Raw genomic sequence first — 21,010 nt, 5'->3', positions numbered from 1 at the left:
ATATCAAGTTATTTATTGGCTGTCAATAAGCTGCTGTACAGCTGTCTTTTCATTTTCGTCAGATTCTATCAATTTGTTTAGTAATTCCTCATCATTCTGGCCTATTGCATGCAATGAGGCGAGGTAAAATCTAACATTAATACGTACCGTTTCGTTGCTCAAATCTCCAGCAATATCTTCTTTCAAAAGGTTATACGCATCTTCATAGCTTTTGTTGCGGTAAAAAATTTGTCCAATTGCTTGTCGGATTAAAGGAGTAACGGTAAAGTCGTGTCCTTGCAGCTGTCCCGCGGGAAGTGACTTGAGGTGTTCGATATGATCAAGCACCTCTTTATACAAATCCAGGGAGTGATTCCAGTTGATATTTGAGTCCTCTGAATCGGTTGCCCCCTGCTGCTGGCCAGCTATAAAATACTCCATAATACCAGCTTCGTAGAAGTTCATATCCCAAGGGGATTTAGAAATAGCTTCATCGAGCACTTGAAGTACCTTTGCAGAATCACCAACATTTTTGTAGTACTTATACTCCTCTAACAATAACGAACGATTGTAAGGGGCAAAAGGTTTCAGTTGATCCATCAATCTTTTGAATTCCTGCCGATAAGCTGGATCCTGGGAAGAATTAAAAGCTTGATCCATCCAGTTCATTTTTCTTAATGTATATTCAGGATTATCGGGAGCAATGGAAATAGCGTGATCAATGGTGGGCAATAATTCATTGAGTGGTTTCTTTTCTTCAATGGCCATGGTCAAAGCACGTTGATAACTAAGATTGGCATCGTACTCTCTGTACACCATAGTGAAGAGCACGATAGCCAATAAAGAAATGGAAATAGGGTAAATAATGCGCCACTTCATATCTTTATAATTTTCAAATGCCGGAATAAGAAGTTCTTTATGCAAAGGTGCAAGCATACAGCCCAGGCAAAGGAATACCAGTACAGATAAATAGCCGTAGCTCATATCAAAATCAACGATACTATGTGCCAGAATAGATAAAGAAATGATAAAGAATAAAAGATTGGTGCCTCTTAGTTCCGGATTTCGAATGTAAGCTTTAATAAATAGATAATAGACCCAAATAATAAAGCCAAAAAGGATTACAACCCCGATCCAGCCAATTTCAATCAAGGTCTGGAAAAAAAAACTGTGTTCCTGATTACTGCTGTATGGATTGTTCTGGTACTTTTCATAAAGTGCGGACCAGGCGCCACCACCTGCACCTGTAAGAGGATAATCTGCGGATATTTTCAATGCGTCTCTATAGAAGGTCTCGCGTTCCAGAACACTATGCTGTTCGAGATTGATGCTTTCGATTCGGTCGGCAATACTTTGGGGTAAGACACCTCTTATTCCACTGCTGGAGAATACTAATACCGCTGCTAATGCTCCAACTATAATGAAAAGGATTGGAACGGCAAAAAATGACCATTTGGTTTGTCCGAATTTAATTGTGCTGGTTTCTAACAAGTGGGAGAGTTTGTGGTGAAAAAAGGAGATAAGTAACATAAGAACTACAGATACACCCAAAAGCAGACCCCAACCCTCGAGAGGAATGGAATTCCATAAAGATAATGTTTTACCGGATTGGGATGCTGGATCCAACAGCTTGGAAATTTTATCAGCTGCTACTGTAATCTTACTCAGAATGGCGAAAGATGAAACAATGGCCAGAAACATGTATATTAAGAAAGATAATTGTTTGCCAATCTTCATGAAGGGAAGAATAATCAGAACCAATATAGGAATAAAGACAAGTGCTGCTCTCGAATAAGTTAACATGAGTGAAATCCAGATGGGAACCAGCATAAAGCTATGAATGGCACGCCAATACCATTGTTTTGTATGCGTTGCTGAGAATAAAGCACCTAGAAAAATAGCAACAAGGAATGCCGCATAGGAATTAGAATATTGAAAAACTGAAGTCAGCCGGTAACCATTATCTGCAAGCCATAAAGCATTATTGAAATAGGTTTGGCCGAACAAGTTCATGAATCCAAAAATAACGATAGCATAAGAGGATATTTGAATAGATAACTCAACTATTCCTTGATGAAGTTTACTTGAGGCAATGTATAAGCCAATTATGAAAAAGGCGGCATACATAAACTCGAGTTGCAGCATTATTTTGGCATTATAAGAGGATGCTGCATTAATGGATGATATTAAATACATGATCGGAAGAAGCATTACAGTAATGGACAGAATAGATCTATAGTCATTCAACTGCCACGTTCGCAAGTAGCGAATTCCAACAATCACCAAAAGAATAAAAGCGTAAATCATGGATTCTAGCAGCGGACCTTCGAAGGTTAACTGAAATCCATTAAATAATGCGATTTGAAAGGGGAAGATGAAAAGGAATAGACATGTACCAATTAATATTGCCCATTGAAGTAATGAAATTTCGGAGTTGAGATTTTTGTTGGATCTTGACGTGCCTTTCTTTTCCATTGTGCTGCTCCTTTGTGTAGACATGCTGGATTCTTTGATCATGCAGTCCTATTTTAGCAAATCATAATATGTAAATCTACTTGAGTCAGTAAATGATTGGAATACCTCATAGTATAGAAGAACTTTTTTACAAAATTGAAGTCTATATAAACAAGACTGACAAGAAGTTGAAACTACTGTCTTTAAGTTGCCATTTTAGGATAGTGTATACTTATTACAATTCTGATCATTCTTTGGTAAGATAGCAATAGAAATTTGGCGAAATATCGGAGGATATAGGGATTAATGAAAATAAGAAAAGCAATTATACCCGCGGCCGGGTTAGGTACTCGCTTCTTACCGGCTACAAAGGCGATGCCAAAAGAAATGCTGCCTATCGTTGATAAACCAACTATTCAATATATTGTTGAAGAGGCAGTTGCGTCTGGAATTGAGGATATCATTATAGTCACTGGAAAAGGGAAACGGGCAATCGAAGATCATTTCGATAGTAGTTTTGAACTGGAATATAATCTTCGTGAAAAAGGTAAGTTCGAGCTGTTAGATGAGGTGCAGAAATCATCGCAAATGGCTGATATCCATTATATTCGGCAAAAAGAACCAAAGGGACTTGGACATGCGATATGGTGTGCTAGAAAGTTTATAGGGAATGAGCCCTTTGCAGTATTATTAGGAGATGACATTGTTAAATCAGAAACACCATGTATAAAACAATTGATGAATGTTTTCGAGGATACTGGAAATTCAGTCGTAGGAGTTCAACCTGTAGGTAATGAAGAAGTCTCCAGATATGGAATAGTCGAATTTGAAAATAGGAATGAGCGGCTCATTCAGGTAAAAGGTATGGTTGAAAAACCAACTTTAGAAAATGCTCCTTCAAATTTTGCGATCATGGGCAGGTATATACTCACTCCAGATATTTTTAGTATATTGACTCATCAAGAAGCAGGAACTGGTGGGGAAATACAATTAACAGATGCGATAAATGAATTGAATTGTAAAGAACTGGTTTGGGCTTATCATTTTGAAGGAAAACGTTATGATGTAGGAGAAAAATTAGGATTTATAAAAACAACCATTGAATGCGCGCTGGGCAATAAAGAAATAGGGCCTGATCTTCTGGAATATTTAAATAAACTTGTTAAAAACCAAAGCTTGGAAAGGACTGAAAGTATACCTCATGCATAAGATCATTGCAATAATTCTTGTTTTCGGATGTTTTTTATTGATTCAACCACATACATTCGCTGCTGATTCTACAACCAGCAAGATATTTGAAGGGAAACGCAGCCCAGAATTCAAGGACAACCAGGACTGGCTAAATATTCAATCAAGCGAAGGCGGGACACGATTCATTACAAAGGATGGATCGAAAGAAATCATGCTGATGGATAATTACGGTGGGACCTATATTAATGGTGACCTATTTCTAAATAATGAGAAAATAAATGACAAACTGAATAACACTGTAAGTTCAGGCGTTTTTCAAACAGCATTTATTGTTATCATTGTTTTAATGGGATTTTTGTTGCTAGCACTTTTATTTATTTATTTTAAAATGAAAAAACAAGTGAAATTATTAGAAAAGCAGCTTAAATATTCACAAAACTAATTTCTGTTATCTAGGAAGGAATATCTATAATGTCTTTCATATCTGATTTATTTAAAAACCATAAAATGATTCTGGAACTGACTAAAAATGATTTCAAGGCCAAGTATTTAGGTTCATATCTGGGGATTTTTTGGGCTTTTATTCATCCAACAGTAACAATTCTTGTTTTTTGGCTTGTTTTTCAATTCGGCTTTAAGTCAGTTCCTGTTAATGATTATCCTTTTGTGATTTGGCTCATATCTGGTATTATCGCTTGGTTCTTTTTTACGGAAAGCCTTGGAAACGGTACAGGATCGATTGTAGATAATAGTTTTTTAGTTAAAAAGGTTGCATTTAGGGTGAGTCTGCTCCCAATTGTGAAGATATTGTCGGCTCTAGCAATCCATATATTTTTTATTTTTTTTGTAGTTATTGTTAATTGGTGCTATGGATTTGAACCAACTGTGTATCTCCTACAGTTATTATATTATTTGTTTTGTCTAATTACTTTGTTATTAGGACTTACATGGTTTACATCAGCTATTTATGTTTTTTTCAAAGATACTGCACAAATGGTAACAATAATTATTTCTTTAGGGTTTTGGGTAACGCCTGTTTACTGGACATTCAGTATGGTTCCTGAGAAATATCAGATCTTTTTTAAGATTAATCCAATGATTTATATCGTTGAAGGTTACAGAAGTTCGTTTTTATATCATAAATGGTTCTGGAGTGACATGCCGTCTTTTATTTTGTTCTGGTGTGAGACTTGCCTGTTTTTAATTGTGGGAGTGTTTGTATTTCGCAAATTACGCTCTCAATTTTCTGATGTTATATAGAAATGGGAGGAAGTATTGTGGAGCAGGAAATCGTGATAAAAGCAAACAATATCTCGAAAATATATAAACTTTATGCTAAACCAGAAGACAGAATCAAAGAAGCGTTCTCAGTATTCGGTACTAAAGAATATCATAAAGATCATTTTGCATTGAAAAATGTATCTTTAGAGATCAAGCGCGGCGAAACTGTGGGTATAATAGGAAAAAACGGCTCAGGTAAGTCCACACTTTTAAAAATACTGGCTGATGTTCTTTCGCCGACAAACGGGACCGTTTTCGTACATGGTAAAGTGACATCGTTACTAGAACTCGGGGCAGGATTTAATCCAGAGTATTCTGGTATCGAAAATATTTATTTGAATGGAACTATTATGGGATATTCAAAGGAACAAATGAATGGGAAAATGAAATCCATTTTGGATTTTGCTGATATTGGCGAATACGTCCACCAATCAGTTAAGACATACTCTAGCGGTATGTTTGCAAGACTTGCATTTTCTGTGATGGTTCATCTAGATCCTGATATATTAATTGTGGATGAGGCGTTGTCTGTTGGGGATATATTTTTTCAACAGAAATGCAATATGTACATGAAAAATAACATGAAAAACACAACAAAACTATTAGTAACTCACGATATGAATAGTATTGCAAATCTTGCCGACCGATGCTTCGTTCTAGATAAAGGGCAAGTTGTATTTCAAGGAGAACCATTAGAATCAATTGAATATTATATTAAAAGCTTGCATACAGAAACTTTTGGATCTACGGTAAAAGATGAGGTCAATATTCTATCGAATGCTGACAAAACGTCAGAGATACTTGCCTCGTGGAATGAAGTAGATAGAGATAAACTTGGGGGGGCTTTAGAAGTCAGAATCGATAAATATTTAATCGAAGTCAATGATGAATTATATAAGGGCTATATTCAAGAAGGCGACGAAATCTCAATACAATTTTCTGTTGTAACTGAAAAGGACATTGATTCTGCGATTTTTGGATATATAATTAGCGATAAATTCGGCAATAATATATTTGGTGAGAATACCGTTACTTCAGGGTTCAAATCATTAATTTTGAAGAAAAATAAATCTATTGTTGTTACGATGCAAATTGCTTGGCCTGAAATTAAGGAAGGTGAATACTTTCTTACTCTTGGTATTGGTGAGGGAGAACATGAATTGCAGCATATTATTCAATGCTGGGCGCATAACGTGCATAAATTTGATTGTATTACACCAAAAAAAACTATACATTGTCTATTCAATAATAAAATTAAGGATGTACAATTGTTAGAAATCGGGACTTAGAAGGATGTGCAATAATGAAGAGATGGACAATAGCAAACCCAGTGTTCGAGGCAGATGAATTAAACTCCAAGCTTGGGGTATCACCTTGGTCTGGCCATAGGAATTTTGCTTATGATCTGGTTAATTTTATGAAGCCCAATAGAATTGTGGAATTAGGAACTCACTTTGGCTGTTCACTTTTTTCCTTCTGTCAGTCGATAAAAGACTATGAGATAAATTCTGAAGTAATTGCAATAGATACCTGGGAGGGGGATCCCCAAGCTGGATTCTATGAGCAGAATGTACTCGAACTTGTGAAAAGAACAAAAAGCAAATTTTTCTCTGAAGTAAAGCTTAGCCTAGACCGCAGGACATTCCAAGAGGCTTCAAAGGATATTGCTGATAATTCGATAGATCTTCTTCATATTGATGGATTACACACGTATGAAGCTGTTTCTGAGGACTTTAATATATGGCTGCCCAAGTTAAAAGAAGAGGGTATTATGTTATTTCATGATACTGCGGATTATACTGGTTACGGATCAAATATATTTTGGAAAGAAATCAGCAAATTATACCCTTCTTTTGAATTTCAACAGAGTTGGGGATTGGGAGTATTATTTCCCAAAGGTGATCAATGGTATCAAAAGATGTTAAATGAGAACATGATGGATAAAATCGTTTTGTATTACTTCAAGGCGGAAAACAGACTGAATAGTATCAAAGTAAATGATCTTGAGAGCATGGCAACTGAAAGATTTGAAGCTATGCAGCAAATGGAACAGATGATAAAAGAGCGGGATGAAATAATCGAATCACAAAAGGTACTTGTTGAAGAACGTTATGATGCGGTGCAACAAATGGAACAGATGATAAAAGAGCGGGATGAAATAATTGAATCACAAAAAGTACTTGTTGAAGAACGCTATGATGCGGTGCAACAAATGGAACAGATGATAAAAGAACGGGATGAAATAATTGAATCACAAAAGGTGTTGAGTGTAGAAAGATTTGAAGCCATACAGCAAATGGAACAGATGATAAAAGAGCGAGATGAAGTAATTGATGCTCAAAAAAAATTAGTGGAAGAACGCTATGTGGCAATGCTTGAGATGGAACAAATGATCAAGGAAAGGGATAATTCATTGAATTTACTTGCAGAGGGAAATAAATGATAGTATTTGATATAAAGGAGATTTAACTTTGAAGAAAATAGCTTGGTTTATCCCTTATCCAACTGAAGGCTCAGGTGGCCATCGCACAATATTTCAGAACCTTCAGGCCCTAGTCAACTGTGGTTATGAGTGTCACGCATATATTGAAGATATCGGTTCTGGAGAAACGCCTAATCAATTAAAAAGTTCAATCCATAAATATTTTGGAAATATAGATGCAAAAGTGTATCTAGGATTTCAACCTCAAGAACAGTACGATTTAATATTTGCTACAGCGTGGTACACTGCAAAATTTGTTAGAGATGTAAATCAAAACTGCAAGAAAGCATACTTTATACAAGATTTTGAAGCGTATTTCAACCCGATGGGTGATGGGTATTTATTAGCTGAAAATTCTTATCGTTATGGCTTGATGCCAGTGACGATCGGAAAGTGGCTATCAAATAAAATGATTAATGAATTCAATACTCCATCAAATTATTTTGATTTTTGTGCGGATAACAAAGTCTATAAGAAGCTTAATAGCAATAAGGAAAAAGCTGTTTGCTTTATATATCAACCCGAGAAACCAAGAAGATGTAACATTATTGGAATAGAAGCATTAGGTATTGTCAAACATCTTATGCCAGATGTTAAAGTATACTTGTATGGCTCAAAACAAAAAACGAATGTATGGTTCGATCATATTAATCTTGAGCTCATAAATATTGAGCAGTGTAATGAATTATATAATAAGTGTATGGTTGGCTTGTGTATCAGTTCATCAAACCCCTCTAGAATTCCTTTTGAAATGATGGCTGCAGGTCTACCGGTGGTTGATATTCACAAAGAAAATAATCTTTATGATATGCCAGACAATGGTGTTCTACTAGCGGATCAGACTCCGGAATCCATAGCTGAAGCTATCATAAATATAATTTCTAATGAAGAACAACAACAGGAAATGTCAGATCAAGGTGTTAAGTTTATGGAGAATAAAGATCTTGAAACAGGTTTTAAACAATTTGTGGAAGCTGTAGATAAAATGTTTGAGGCGAATTATACAGGTAATACGTCCATTGATAGAATGTATCTAGCTCCTCCTGTTATTGCGGATGTATTCTTACAAAGCAAGTCTAAGGATATTGCTATTCTTTCGAACCAATCGGTGCCGAGTATAAGGCGAAGTATACTATATAGGGGTTTACGAAAGGTAAAACGATCTATTAAACGATTAATAAAGAATTGAGGTTGATTTGTTTTGTCTCAATCTAACGTACTTAGCTTCGATATATGGGATACAGTGATTAGAAGGGCATGCCACCCTGATGAAATAAAATTATATGTATCTCGTTATATATATTTAAAGTTTAATCGCTACCTTAACACATCGTATAGAGATTATTACGATATTTATTTTGAAAGATGTAAACTAGAAGGTGAAATAGGAAGTCAAAGTAAATTATCTGGTAATGATGATGAATATATGCACTCAGAAGTATTTCGGGCACTACTTAATCAAATATCTGATGGAACGATTCCAGAGAGCGAAGATGTAATAGGCGAACTCATAAAAATTGAACTTGAACAAGAAAAGTACGTTACCTATCTCGATTCTGAAATAGAAGATTTAATTCATTCTCAGCAGCGGAAGAGAATATTCTTTGTCTCAGACTTTTACTCAAATAAAAAGTTTATTGAAGAACTGCTTGCTCATGTTGGTTTTAAGGTTGAGTATAGTGGGGGTTATGTATCTAGTGAAGTTCGTCTCAATAAACGATCTGGAAAACTGTTTCAATATTTTCATACAGAACAATCGATTAATGCGGATGAACATATTCATATTGGTGATAGCTTAATTGCTGATGTAGAATCACCTCAAAAATTGGGAATAAATACAATTCATTATTTTCATGAAGTGGAAGAAAAGAAGCGTGAAAATAACCGTATTAAGTTTGAACAAAGAATGGCCAATAAGGGATTCAAAATCAATATTTCAAAAGCAAATGAGTCAATTGTTTTGCAAGAGAATTCCTATAAAGAACTTAATGAAATAGGTCGAGAAAATGGAATCATATTTTTCACTTTTGTTATGGAAATCATTGAAGAGGCTGTTAAAAAAGGATACTCAAAAATATATTATTTAACTCGAGAAGGAGAGTTTTTCAAAAAAATCCATGATGTTATCTTAGATAACAATCTCTATGGATTGAAGTTGCCTGAATCTGAAATACTGGAAGTAAGTAGAGTTGCTACTTTTGCTCCTTCTATTCAGAATGTTACACTTGAGGAATTTATGAGACTCTGGAATCAATATTCAACGCAATCTATGGATGCGTTCTTTCAATCATTAAATATTGATATAAAGAACTTTGCGCAGTTTCTTGATGACTATTCTATCGATTCAAAAGAAGAAATACAATATCCATGGTTAAATTTAAAGATACAATCATTATTTCATGATATTAATTTTTGTGACAAGCTTAAAGAAGAATTAGAAGGAAAAAGAAGTTTGCTTCTGAAGTATTTTGCTGAGAAGGGGATTACAAAGAATACGGAACGGATATTTCTCGTGGATATTGGATGGCGCGGTACGATACAAGATAATATAGCAAATATATTTAATGAAACGATAGTTGATGGATATTATGTTGGTTTATACGACTTCATTAATAAACAGCCATTTAATACAACGAAGACAAGCTTTATTGCTAAAGAAGTGATGAATAGTGTATTAAGGTTTGTTTCACCGTTCGAGATGATGTGTAACTCACCTAGCGGAAGTGTTGTGAGCTATGAACTCAACGAAAATCATATCAAAGTAAAAAAGGTTAATGATCGTGCAGAAGATTCCGTTCATATGCAGTTTATTAAATATTTCCAGGACGGCGTGCTGAGTATTGGAAGAGAATTAACTCATTTAGTTAAAAACCATGCTCTTACCTCACAAGATCTAAAAAAACAATCCGTTACTACATTGCAATTTCTTTTACAGGAACCCCCTAAGATATTGACAGCAGCTTTCTTTGAATTGGCACACAATGAGACGTTCGGGCTAGGGAAATATGTTGAAAAAAAAGTGAAATTTCCATACTTGCTCACTCTGATGGCTGTAGTGTCTAAAAACCATAGAAGGAAATTAAAACAGTTTATTGAAAATTCTTCTTGGCCACAGGGCTTGCTTATATATAAAGGGCTGGATTTACTGAATCGTTATTACAATAAGCACATGAGTAAACTATTTCAATCGACAAATGGCATTATTAATACTGGGAGCTCTGATCTGGTTAATCTGCAGAATGAAGTTGAAGATCAAAATCGATTGTTAGGTGAGCGATACTCAGCAATGATGGAAATGGAAGCTATGATCAAAGAACGAGATCTTACGATCAAAGAACAGGGGAAATTGTTAGAAGAAAGATATAATTCGATGATGGAAATGGAAAAGTTAATTAAAGAACGTGATCATCTAATAAATGTGCTTGAGGAAAAGCTTCGACATAAACTAAATGGTTAAGGTGTGATTGAAGGATGAAACAAATCGTTATAATTTCACCTGACCATATCGGGAAGCAAATGGCAGGTCCTGGGATTAGATACTGGAACTTTGCTAAGGAAATGACGAAAGAGTTTGATGTTATACTATTTACCCCGAATCTCTGTGAAATAAACGCAGATTTCCAAATCGAAACGTTAGACAAAAAAACGCTAGCAAATGCGCTGAAAAAGGCTGATGCTGTATTGGTACAGGGTATGACTTTATGGGAATACCCTATAATTAAAAAATATAATATACCTGTTATCATTGATTTATACGATCCTTTTATCCTTGAAAATTTAGAAACTTTTAAACAGAATAAGCACGAGGACTCGCTTCATAAAGTTGGATTATCAGTTTTGATAGATCAATTAAAATTTGGCGATTATTTTATCTGTGCCTCAGAGAAACAGAAGGACTTTTGGATTGGGATGCTTGCAGCTATTAATCGTGTTAATCCAGTCGAATATCATATAAGTAAGGATTTATCATCTCTTATTAATGTGGTACCATTTGGTTTAGACGCTGAAATGCCTGTTCATACGAAGAGTGTTATGAAAGGGGTAGTCCCAGGGATTAATGAAGAGGATAGGGTTATACTATGGGGCGGTGGTATTTGGCCATGGCTGGATCCCCTTACGGCTGTAAAGGCGATGAAGCTTTTGGCAGAGAAGCACCATAATATCAAACTTTTCTTTATGGGTACAAAACATCCTAATCCAAATATATCTTCAATGAAAATTGTTGATGAAGTAATGAAGCTTAGCGATGAGCTACAATTGACCAATCGATTTGTATTCTTCAACGATTGGGCTGATTATAATGATAGATATAATTATTATTTGGAATCAGATATAGGTTTAAGTTTGCATTATAATCATTTAGAAACGAGGTATTCTTTTCGAACTAGAATGCTAGATTATATTCGTTGTCAATTACCGATCATTGGGACTTATGGTGATGGTTTTTCTGATTTAATAGCTCAGTATAATATAGGCGCAGTTGTCCCACCAGAAGATGAGAAAGCATTAGCAGCGGCTATTGAAATGATACTTCATTCGGATCAGCTTAATGAACAATATGGTAAATTAATAGAGGATTATCACTGGGATAACTGTGTGCAACCTTTAATTCAATTCTGCAAAGATCCAGTTGTTTCTAATGGAAAGAGCCAATCGTTAAATATTAAACAACTTAGTAAAATAAATTATTACTGGACAAAGGGAAAGCATTATCTTTCTGAGGGGGAAATAAAATTTCTAGTTACAAAGATAATTAGTAATTTGAAGAAATAGTGGCTAAAAATAATAACAGTGCTTGACTTTTAGATTCATTGCACTGTTGCTTGGAGCTAACATTTGAGATTTCTCTTATTAGAGTATTATTGGAAGAATCGATTGCTTATAATCGGAATGATGAAGCGAAAATGTTTATAGAAATTAACCAATAGAAAAAGTTGTGGATAACCCTTTTGCCTACTTCAAAGCTTCTTATTATAGCCATGCTATTATCTTTAAACTTGGGGTTGGACGGTAACATGGAAACTAGTCTGGCCTGCGATTGAAGGGTCATTCTGGGCCTTGTTATTAATATCATATCTTAAAGAAATTCAGGATTAATCTTCAGGGTCTTCTTTTAGGGAATTAAGTAATTTTTTTCAATATAGCTAATACATTTCATTGTTGCACAAGTTATTAGTAATAAAAGGATGGTAAATCTTTTTCAAAGTGCGATTATCAATTTAGTACTAGTGATTTTCCTATGACTCTGACGATTTCTTATATTACATATGTAGAAATTGAAAAATCTATTTAGTTTACGAAGGAAACCTAAAGAACTTAAGTGTATAGTCAAACATTCACTTTGAATTTTTATAATTCTTCTCCTTTATTCATACTCCAAAAAATTGTAGATCAAGACCCCCAGATCACCGTAATGTTTATATCTCAAATTCAAGAAAAGCCAATTAAGTTTTAAAATAAAAGAAATGATTAGATAATGGGGGAGAAGATTTTGAATGAACACCAAGGTAATAACTAACAGAATTGAAGGCCTTGACCTTCTTAGATTTGGAGCAGCATTTAGTGTTCTTTTCTATCACTATTTTTTTATTGGTCCTTTACAAGGATTCTGGCCAATCAACCAATTTTTTTCATTGTTTCACTTTGGAGATTTTGGTGTGGATGTATTTTTTATTATAAGTGGTTTGGTAATTTCCATATCTGCAGAAGGAAGAAGAGTTTATCAATTTGCTGTCGCGCGATTTATTCGGATTATGCCAGCTTTTGTAGCTTGTTCAATAATTACGGCAATCTCTTCTTCATTATTGCCAGGAGTAGCTGCATCTGAAATTTTTATAAGATGGCTTGCAAGTTTGACATTCTATCCACAATTGTTTGGGCTAGAGTCAATTTCTGGCGTTTATTGGACCCTCCAAATCGAACTTAAATTCTATGTAATAGTTGCATTGTTTCTTGCATTTAGAGTTTGGAGTACATATAAATTTTCAGTAATAATTCCTGTCTGGTTGATTATATCTTTAATTAATGTTTTTTATCTTCACAACCTTTTTTTGAAAGATTTTCTTATAACAGAATATACTGGTCACTTTGTAGCAGGGATGTTATTGTATCAGATTCGAAGAGGAGAACAAAATTCCTTCACACCTCTAGGATTTCTATTGTCTGGAATATTGATTTGGAACCACTGTGTGGGTTTTGAGAGTTGGATCGGTGGAACATTTAAGTACTCGTTTTCCGATATAGGTACGTTTTTAATTGCCCCAATTTGTATTGCACTTGTTTATTATGTATCTGGCATAAAAACTGTTCCAATCAATTCAAAGTTATTAGCTTTGCTTGGAGGAATGAGCTACACATTGTATTTGCTACATGCTGATTTTGGATTTTTTATCAGGGCAATGACTGACCGATGGTTATTTGCTAAATTTCCTGGAGCAACTTCCATTATTAACAACCAACTTGTTGTGTTAATAGCTATATTTAGTTCACTTATTTTAGCGGCTGTTGTAGTCATATATATTGAACCGCCTTTAAGAAGAGCCTTGAAGAGAGTATTCACCCCCAAAGTGCCCGAAACTACTGTTGACATACGATAAGAGGGGGCTTTATCTTTTGAAGAGTCTTCATACAGAAGAATACTAATTTAAAATTTCAAATATCTGATCTTTTGTGGCGGTTACAAAAAAAATTGCCAAAACAATATATAGGCTTAACTGGAGGTATAAAAATGAAGGGTATTGTACTTGCTGGAGGTACAGGCTCGCGTCTATTTCCATTAACGAAAGTAACAAATAAGCATCTATTACCCGTGGGAAAATACCCTATGATTTTTTATTCAATTGCGAAGCTCAAAGAAGCAGAAGTACAGGACATCCTTATCGTAACTGGTAAAGACCACATGGGTGACGTAGTCAATCTTCTAGGCAGCGGGTATGAATTTGGAATGTCCTTCACTTACAAAGTCCAGGACGAAGCAGGCGGAATCGCTCAGGCTCTGGGTCTTGCGGAGCAATTCGTCAACGGCGACCAAATGGTTGTCATCTTGGGTGACAATGTATTTGACGATAGCATCGCAACATTTGCAGATAACTTTCGTCAACAAAACAGAGGGGCCAAGATCCTCATTCAAGAGGTTCACGATCCTCAACGTTATGGCGTAGCTGATTTGGACGGGGACAGAATTCTCTCTATTGAAGAAAAACCGCTAAAACCTAAAAGCAGTTACGCGGTAACTGGAATATATATGTATGATAGCCGTGTGTTTGAGATTATTCGAACATTGAAGCCTTCCGGTCGAGGGGAATTAGAAATTACAGATGTGAATAACGCATATATAAAAAACAACGAACTTTCTTATGATATCCTAAAAGGCTGGTGGACAGACGCTGGGACACATTCATCCCTCACCAAAGCCAATGAACTGGCTAAGGATATCATTTTGGGCGAAGAATTCGGCAAGCTTAAATTGTAAAAAGCAGGTGTGACTCAAATGAAAATCATAGAAACCAAGCTACCTGGTGTGAAGCTGATTGAACCGGCTGTGTTCGGTGATCACCGGGGCTTTTTCACGGAAAGCTACAATGAAGCCACTTTTCATTCCAACGGTATTCTGCATGCTTTCGTCCAAGACAACCACTCCCTTTCCGTTGAGACAGGCGTACTGCGAGGACTTCACTACCAGCTCAATCCGAAAGCCCAAACCAAGCTTGTACGCGTAACGGCAGGCGCCATCTACGATGTTATCGTAGATATTCGCAAGAATTCTCCAACCTTTGGGCAGTGGCAGGGATTTATCCTCAGCGCAGCCAACAAACGCCAGCTCCTTGTTCCTCAAGGCTTCGCTCATGGATTTTGCACAATTGTCCCCAATAGTGAAGTACAGTATAAGGTGGATGCCTTGTATTCTCCCGAGCATGACCGCGGCATCGCCTGGAATGATCCGGCACTTGGAATCGACTGGCCGACGTCAACACCGATCTTATCCGAGAAAGATACGAAGCATCCGCTGCTGGCTGATGCCGAGATGAATTTTGTTTACGAAGGGTGAGTTATAACGTCATGAAACTGTTAATCACCGGCGGTGCCGGCTTTATTGGAAGCAACTTTGTGCTTTATATGGCCAAGAATTATCCCGGCTATACGATCATTAATGTTGATGCCCTGACTTACGCGGGTAACCTGGAAAATCTTCGTTCGGTCGAGCAGCACCCGAACTACCGCTTCGTCAAAGCGGATATCGCGGATCGCGCAGCGCTGGAGCCTTTGTTTGCAGAGGGGCTTGATGTTGTTGTGAATTTTGCTGCGGAATCGCATGTGGACCGCAGTATTCTGGATCCGGAGATTTTCGTCCGCACGAATATTATGGGAACCCAGACCTTGCTCGATCTGGCGAAGAAGTATAACATCACCAAGTTCGTCCAGGTGTCCACCGATGAGGTGTACGGCACACTCGGCGACACAGGTCTCTTCACGGAGGAGACGCCGCTTGCTGCGAACAGCCCATATTCTGCCAGCAAAGCAGGCGCGGATCTTCTTGTTCGCGCTTATCATGAAACATTCGGCATGAATGTCAATATTACGCGGTGCTCCAACAATTACGGGCCGTATCAATTCCCGGAGAAGCTTATTCCACTGATGATTCAGAACGCCCTTAATGATAAACCGCTCCCCGTATACGGCGATGGTCTGAATGTCCGTGACTGGCTGTATGTGGAGGACCACTGCAGCGCGATCGACCTGGTGCTGCATAAAGGACGTCCAGGAGAGGTCTATAATGTTGGCGGCAATAATGAGCGCAATAATCTGCAGGTGGTCAGAACGATTCTGGCTGAGCTGGGCAAGACGGAATCGCTTATCACTTATGTTACGGACCGCCTTGGCCACGACCGGCGTTATGCGATCGATGCCGACAAGATCCGCAATGAGCTGGGCTGGAAGCCGAAATACGACTACGAGAACGGCATCAAGGAAACAGTTCGCTGGTATTTGGAGCACAACGACTGGATGGAGCAAATTCTCTCCGGTGCCTACCAGGATTATTTCAAAACGCAGTACGGCGACCGCCTGGGGACAAAGTCATGACAACAGCGCCGAACCTGAAGATTCTTGTCACCGGCGCTAATGGTCAATTGGGCGCAGAGCTCGTTCATCTCTCTGAAGAAGGCTTCACCATTCAAGGCTATGGCCGTGATATGCTTGACATCACGAGCCTGGCGCAGTGCCGGCAGGTGCTGGCCCGATTCCAACCGGATGCTGTTATCCACTGCGCCGCCTATACCGCCGTTGACAAGGCCGAGTCCGAACCGGACGAGGCCTTTCGCGTGAATGCGGCCGGAACGCGGAATTTGGCCATTGCGTCTAGAGAAATCGGAGCCAAGCTGTGCTACATCAGCACCGACTATGTGTTTGACGGCACAAGCGTGATTCCTTACAATGAAATCGACAATACGAACCCCCGTACCGTGTACGGCAAGTCGAAGCTTGCCGGTGAGCAGGCGGTCACATCTCTGCATGACCGCTATTTTATCGTCCGTACCTCATGGGTGTACGGCAAATACGGCAATAATTTTGTGAAAACAATGCTCAAGCTTGGCAGCGAGAAGGACCTGCTGAAGGTGGTGCACGACCAGATCGGCTCGCCTACGTATACGCTCGATCTGGCACATTTTCTGCTGGAGCTTGTCCGGACGGAATGCTACGGTATTTATCATGCCTCCAATACAGGCATCTGCTCCTGGTTCGATTTCGCCGCGGCGATCTTCGAGGAGAGCGGCTCCGCCATCAAGCTTGAGCCCTGCACGACAGAAGATTTCCCGCGTCCCGCACCCAGACCTGCCTACTCCGTGATGGATCATTCATCCATTCGGGTGAACGGCCTGACTGATCTGCGGCCTTGGCGGGAGGCGTTAATTCATTTTCTAAAGGATGATCAGTAATGAGCCCAGCTGCGGCGACTGCCAGTGTATGCATCGTAACCTATAACAGTGCTTCCGATATCCAGCGATGCATTCAGGCTGTCCTGCAGCAGTCGCATCCGGTCGCAGGAATTGTCGTTGTGGATAATGCCTCAACCGACAATACCTGCGACATTGTTCGCGGTTTCCAGGAATCGACAGTCAGGCTTGTCGCCAACCGCGATAATGTCGGATTCGCTGCCGGCCAGAACCAGGCCATCAGGCAGACGGATTCCGATTATGTGCTTGTGCTGAATCCTGATGTGGAGCTCGGAACGGACTACATAGCCTGTATTGTGGAATTTATGGAGCAGCACCCGGAGGTTGGCAGCGTGACAGGCCAGCTGGTGCTGGCGGCCCGTCCGGACATCATGGACAGCGCCGGCATTAACATGGGCGGCACGCGCAGAGCCTGGGATCTCGGCGGCGGGGAACCGGCTGCGCAGTGGGAGGAGTCCCGTTATATTTTTGGGGTATCCGGTGCGGCATCGGTTTACAGGCGTCGGATGGTGGAGGATATCAGCATGGACGGGCAGTTCTATGACGAGTCCTATTTTGCTTACAAGGAAGACGTTGACGTGGCATGGCGGGCCCAATTGCTGGGCTGGAAGTCGTATTATCTGGCGGAGGCCAAAGCGCTTCATGAGCGGGGCTGGAAGTATGAGGGACGCCGCAGCCGCAAGCAGATCCCGCTGTTTCTCAGAAGACATTCTTATCAGAACCGGATATTTACCATCATTAAGAATGAACCTGCGGGCTGGAAAATGTTTCTGTCGATTCCCCGATTAATCGGTCTTGAATTCGTTCAAGTCGGGTATATATTACTGTTGGAGCAGGGCTTATTGCGGTGCTGGGCGACAATTCTCCGCCGCATGCCGGAGCTGCTCAGGCAGCGGAGCGCTCTCTGGCGCCGAATTGCTGAAAGAAAAGGTAAAACCTAACAAATCTCAAGGTTGGTTCCCTCTCGTTTTTTTGATACAATACTGGTAGATTCGTCATTCGAATACTAGATAGTAAGGACTGAGAGACTTATGATCCGACAGAACCAACGATTTCTGACTCAAATATATGTACTCGCGGATCTCTTGTGCACCCTGATTATGTTCTTGGCCGCATACTGGCTGAAGTTCAACAGCGGGCTCCTGTCGCATTATAATAATCTCCCACTCAAAAGCTATCTCCTCTGGGGCACCATCTATTCATTCGCCGCCATTCTTGTTGGCTTTTACGTGCGTTTCTACGCGCCGCGTCGCCGCAAGAGCTTCTCCTACGACATTCTCAAAATCTTCCAGGTACATGGCTTAAGCTTCCTTGGCCTGCTCAGCTTGCTGTTTATTGCCAAAGAAGTTCATATATCGCGTGAGTTTCTGGCCATCTTCATCGCTGCCAATATTATGGGCATGATCCTTTACCGCTATGCCGTGAAGAGCATTCTGACCCGTCTCCGCCGCAAAGGGTTCAACAGACGTTATGTGCTCATTCTCGGCGCAGGCTCGGTGGGGCGCAGCTTCTACGACAGCTTGAAGCAGCATCCCGAGCTCGGCTATGAGGCGATCGGCTTCCTGGATGATTTCCAGACTGAGCATGCGGCCGAGCACAGCGGGCTGAAGCCCATTATCGGGACTACAGACCAGCTGGATGAAATGCTGAATAAGTTTATGATCGATGAGGTCATCATTGCGCTGCCGCTCAAGGCCCATAAGAAATATGCGACGATTATCGATCAATGCGAGAAAACGGGCGTCAAGACGCTCATTATTCCCGATTTCTTCGATATGCTCCCGGCGCGTCCCTTCTTCGACAATTTTGCGGGTATCCCGCTGATTAATGTTCGCGACATCCCGCTTGATGAGCTGAGCAACCGGCTTCTGAAGCGGGCGTTCGATATTGTGTTTTCCCTGTTTGCCATCACAATCGTCTCGCCGATCATGCTCATGGTATATATCGGCATTAAGCTGACATCTCCCGGGCCTGTCCTGTTCAAGCAGGAGCGGATGGGGCTGGATCGGCGCACATTCAATATGTACAAGTTCCGCTCCATGCATATCTCGGACCCCGGCACCTCGGATACGCAGTGGACGGTGGAAAATGATCCGCGCCGGACACGCTTCGGCAGCTTTATCCGCAGAACGAGTCTGGACGAGCTTCCGCAGTTCTTCAATGTGCTTGTCGGACATATGAGTGTCGTCGGTCCAAGGCCGGAACGCCCTTTCTTCGTGGAGCAGTTCAAAGAGGAAATTCCGAAATATATGGTGAAGCACCATATTCGTCCCGGCATTACCGGCTGGGCGCAAACCAACGGTTTGCGCGGCGATACATCCATTCAGGACCGCATTATGCATGATCTGTTCTACATCGAGAACTGGACCTTTTTCTTCGACCTCAAAATCATCGTGAAGACGATAACGAAAGGTCTTGTTAATAAAAATGCATACTGACACAGCAGTGATGACATCAGGCGGACCCCGTGTGTCCGTTATTATTCCAACCTACAACGCCGGTCCCGCTTTTGACGGGCTCCTTGGCCTGCTGCAGAGCCAGACGCTCACACCCCATGAAATTATCGTGGTTGATTCCTCGTCGTCTGACGGGACGGCTGAGAGAGCGAGGCGGGCAGGGGCTCGTGTATTTACCATCCTCCAAAGCGAATTCGACCATGGAGGAACCCGAAACTACGCAGTGAGTCTGGCGGCAGGCGATATATATGTGTTCATGACACAGGACGCGCTTCCGGATAATGAGTTCTTGCTGCAGGAGCTTGTGCGACCATTTCAGGACGGGAAGATATCCTGTGTCTATGCCAGGCAGCTGGCAAGGCCGGAGGCGAATGTGCTGGAACGGCTGTCCCGCGGATTTAATTATCCGGAGCAGTCTTCCACCAAGGATAAGACGGATATCCCCCGCTTGGGAATCAAGACCTTCTTTTGCTCCAATGTGTGCGCAGCCATCCGCAAGGACGTCTTCATGGAGGTTGGCCGCTTTCCGGAGCCGGTTATTTTTAACGAGGATCTTTTCTTCGCGGCAAAATGCATTCTCCAGGGTTACACGGTTGCTTACGCAGCTGAAGCCCGGGTCGTGCATTCCCATGATTATACGCTCATTCAGCAGTTCAGGCGTTTCTTCGACAATGGCGTATCCATGCGCAATAATGACTGGGTCTTCCAGTACTCGGCCGTGGGCAAAGAGGGCTCGCGTCTCGTACGCACACAGCTGAGCGAGCTGCACCGGCAGCGCAAATGGCACTGGATGCCGCGCTTGTTCGCTGAATCGGCAGCCAAGCTCCTGGGCTACCAGCTGGGCAAGCGTTACCGAAGCCTGCCAAACGGACTTTGCGTCAGATTCAGCATGCACCGCAAAATTTGGGACAAGTTGAACGCCGAAAGCGGAGTCAAGGGAAAAGGGATGTCCGTGTAATCAGTGGCAAGCGTTAGGTAAAGCTCTAATCCTTCAATAATCGTCAGGCTCTGGATACAATCTGGAGCTTTTTGCTTGTGTCCAAGACCCTTTGGGTCAGCAAAAGAATCTAGACATCAAAATATATATAGTACAATCATCAAAATAATCTTCGACATCAAAACAGAGTGAAAATTGCTTCATTTTAATGAAAACGCTTACTATAAAGCGCTTACATGAGAAAAACAAAGATTTAATGAACTTTTTAAGGTTTTTT

At 40.1% G+C, this 21,010-nt stretch carries 17 protein-coding genes; 16 read left to right on the top strand and 1 reads right to left on the bottom strand.

All coding sequences use genetic code 11. From position 1 onward, the window contains the following. Nucleotides 1–12: 12 nt before the first annotated feature. On the bottom strand, nt 13–2,454 hold the full coding sequence (locus ACFOLF_RS14840; RefSeq protein ID WP_210042738.1) for an O-antigen ligase family protein: 2,442 nt from the start codon (nt 2,452–2,454) through the stop codon (nt 13–15). Nucleotides 2,455–2,739: 285 nt separating this feature from the next. On the opposite strand from ACFOLF_RS14840, the gene galU reads away from it, so the two are divergent. From galU to ACFOLF_RS14760, 16 genes are all read left to right on the top strand, one after another. Continuing rightward, nucleotides 2,740–3,642, top strand: a complete 903-nt coding sequence (galU, locus tag ACFOLF_RS14835; protein WP_210042736.1) for a UTP--glucose-1-phosphate uridylyltransferase GalU — start codon at nt 2,740–2,742, stop codon at nt 3,640–3,642. 37 nt (nt 3,643–3,679) lie between these two features. After that, entirely contained in the window at nt 3,680–4,066 is a 387-nt protein-coding gene (locus tag ACFOLF_RS14830) for a hypothetical protein (protein ID WP_210042735.1), read from the top strand. 29 nt (nt 4,067–4,095) lie between these two features. Further along, nucleotides 4,096–4,884: an ABC transporter permease gene (locus ACFOLF_RS14825; protein ID WP_210042733.1), complete on the top strand. Its 789-nt coding sequence runs from the start codon at nt 4,096–4,098 to the stop codon at nt 4,882–4,884. 92 nt (nt 4,885–4,976) lie between these two features. Next, nucleotides 4,977–6,194 carry an ABC transporter ATP-binding protein gene (locus tag ACFOLF_RS14820; RefSeq protein ID WP_379114199.1) on the top strand — a complete coding sequence of 406 codons (1,218 nt, stop codon included), beginning with the start codon at nt 4,977–4,979 and terminating at the stop codon, nt 6,192–6,194. Between the two features lie 14 nt (nt 6,195–6,208). Continuing rightward, a complete protein-coding gene (locus tag ACFOLF_RS14815) occupies nt 6,209–7,348 on the top strand; it encodes a class I SAM-dependent methyltransferase (RefSeq protein ID WP_210042728.1) in 1,140 nt (379 codons plus the stop codon). A gap of 28 nt (nt 7,349–7,376) precedes the next feature. Beyond that, nucleotides 7,377–8,576, top strand: a complete 1,200-nt coding sequence (locus tag ACFOLF_RS14810) for a glycosyltransferase family 4 protein (RefSeq protein ID WP_210042727.1) — start codon at nt 7,377–7,379, stop codon at nt 8,574–8,576. A 12-nt stretch (nt 8,577–8,588) separates the two neighbouring features. After that, nucleotides 8,589–10,844, top strand: a complete 2,256-nt coding sequence (locus ACFOLF_RS14805) for a hypothetical protein (RefSeq protein WP_210042724.1) — start codon at nt 8,589–8,591, stop codon at nt 10,842–10,844. 14 nt (nt 10,845–10,858) lie between these two features. Beyond that, nucleotides 10,859–12,160, top strand: coding sequence for a glycosyltransferase family 4 protein (locus tag ACFOLF_RS14800; protein ID WP_210042722.1), 1,302 nt, complete (start codon nt 10,859–10,861; stop codon nt 12,158–12,160). Nucleotides 12,161–12,882: 722 nt separating this feature from the next. After that, entirely contained in the window at nt 12,883–13,983 is a 1,101-nt protein-coding gene (locus tag ACFOLF_RS14795; protein ID WP_210042720.1) for an acyltransferase family protein, read from the top strand. A gap of 131 nt (nt 13,984–14,114) precedes the next feature. After that, complete coding sequence (locus tag ACFOLF_RS14790; protein WP_210042717.1) at nt 14,115–14,858, top strand: sugar phosphate nucleotidyltransferase; 744 nt, start codon at nt 14,115–14,117, stop codon at nt 14,856–14,858. Between the two features lie 18 nt (nt 14,859–14,876). Beyond that, nucleotides 14,877–15,434, top strand: a complete 558-nt coding sequence (gene rfbC, locus ACFOLF_RS14785; RefSeq protein ID WP_210042716.1) for a dTDP-4-dehydrorhamnose 3,5-epimerase — start codon at nt 14,877–14,879, stop codon at nt 15,432–15,434. Between the two features lie 11 nt (nt 15,435–15,445). Continuing rightward, nucleotides 15,446–16,468 (top strand): dTDP-glucose 4,6-dehydratase, encoded by a 1,023-nt coding sequence (rfbB, locus tag ACFOLF_RS14780; RefSeq protein WP_210042713.1) that lies wholly within the window; start codon nt 15,446–15,448, stop codon nt 16,466–16,468. Nucleotides 16,469–16,482: 14 nt separating this feature from the next. Next, nucleotides 16,483–17,322: a dTDP-4-dehydrorhamnose reductase gene (rfbD, locus tag ACFOLF_RS14775; RefSeq protein ID WP_210043721.1), complete on the top strand. Its 840-nt coding sequence runs from the start codon at nt 16,483–16,485 to the stop codon at nt 17,320–17,322. Continuing rightward, nucleotides 17,322–18,281 (top strand): glycosyltransferase family 2 protein, encoded by a 960-nt coding sequence (locus ACFOLF_RS14770; RefSeq protein ID WP_210042711.1) that lies wholly within the window; start codon nt 17,322–17,324, stop codon nt 18,279–18,281. The genes rfbD and ACFOLF_RS14770 overlap by 1 nt, the downstream gene beginning before the upstream one ends. A gap of 90 nt (nt 18,282–18,371) precedes the next feature. Beyond that, nucleotides 18,372–19,778, top strand: coding sequence for an undecaprenyl-phosphate glucose phosphotransferase (locus ACFOLF_RS14765; RefSeq protein WP_210042709.1), 1,407 nt, complete (start codon nt 18,372–18,374; stop codon nt 19,776–19,778). 31 nt (nt 19,779–19,809) lie between these two features. Continuing rightward, nucleotides 19,810–20,754: a glycosyltransferase family 2 protein gene (locus ACFOLF_RS14760; RefSeq protein ID WP_210042698.1), complete on the top strand. Its 945-nt coding sequence runs from the start codon at nt 19,810–19,812 to the stop codon at nt 20,752–20,754. The last annotated feature ends 256 nt before the right edge of the window (nt 20,755–21,010 follow it).

Origin of the sequence: Paenibacillus sepulcri, assembly GCF_042647105.1 — a bacterium.
GTDB classification, from domain to species: domain Bacteria; phylum Bacillota; class Bacilli; order Paenibacillales; family Paenibacillaceae; genus Paenibacillus_Z; species Paenibacillus_Z sepulcri.
This window is presented reverse-complemented; position numbering and strand designations above follow the sequence as displayed.

Excerpts from the sequence above, each read along its gene's own strand:
- ACFOLF_RS14840 (WP_210042738.1), bottom strand. The coding sequence starts at position 2,454 with ATGGAAAAGAAAGGCACGTCAAGATCCAACAAAAATCTCAACTCCGAA.
- galU (WP_210042736.1), top strand. The coding sequence starts at position 2,740 with ATGAAAATAAGAAAAGCAATTATACCCGCGGCCGGGTTAGGTACTCGC.
- ACFOLF_RS14825 (WP_210042733.1), top strand. The coding sequence starts at position 4,096 with ATGTCTTTCATATCTGATTTATTTAAAAACCATAAAATGATTCTGGAA.
- ACFOLF_RS14815 (WP_210042728.1), top strand. The coding sequence starts at position 6,209 with ATGAAGAGATGGACAATAGCAAACCCAGTGTTCGAGGCAGATGAATTA.
- ACFOLF_RS14800 (WP_210042722.1), top strand. The coding sequence starts at position 10,859 with ATGAAACAAATCGTTATAATTTCACCTGACCATATCGGGAAGCAAATG.
- ACFOLF_RS14795 (WP_210042720.1), top strand. The coding sequence starts at position 12,883 with ATGAACACCAAGGTAATAACTAACAGAATTGAAGGCCTTGACCTTCTT.
- ACFOLF_RS14790 (WP_210042717.1), top strand. The coding sequence starts at position 14,115 with ATGAAGGGTATTGTACTTGCTGGAGGTACAGGCTCGCGTCTATTTCCA.
- rfbC (WP_210042716.1), top strand. The coding sequence starts at position 14,877 with ATGAAAATCATAGAAACCAAGCTACCTGGTGTGAAGCTGATTGAACCG.
- rfbB (WP_210042713.1), top strand. The coding sequence starts at position 15,446 with ATGAAACTGTTAATCACCGGCGGTGCCGGCTTTATTGGAAGCAACTTT.
- ACFOLF_RS14770 (WP_210042711.1), top strand. The coding sequence starts at position 17,322 with ATGAGCCCAGCTGCGGCGACTGCCAGTGTATGCATCGTAACCTATAAC.
- ACFOLF_RS14765 (WP_210042709.1), top strand. The coding sequence starts at position 18,372 with ATGATCCGACAGAACCAACGATTTCTGACTCAAATATATGTACTCGCG.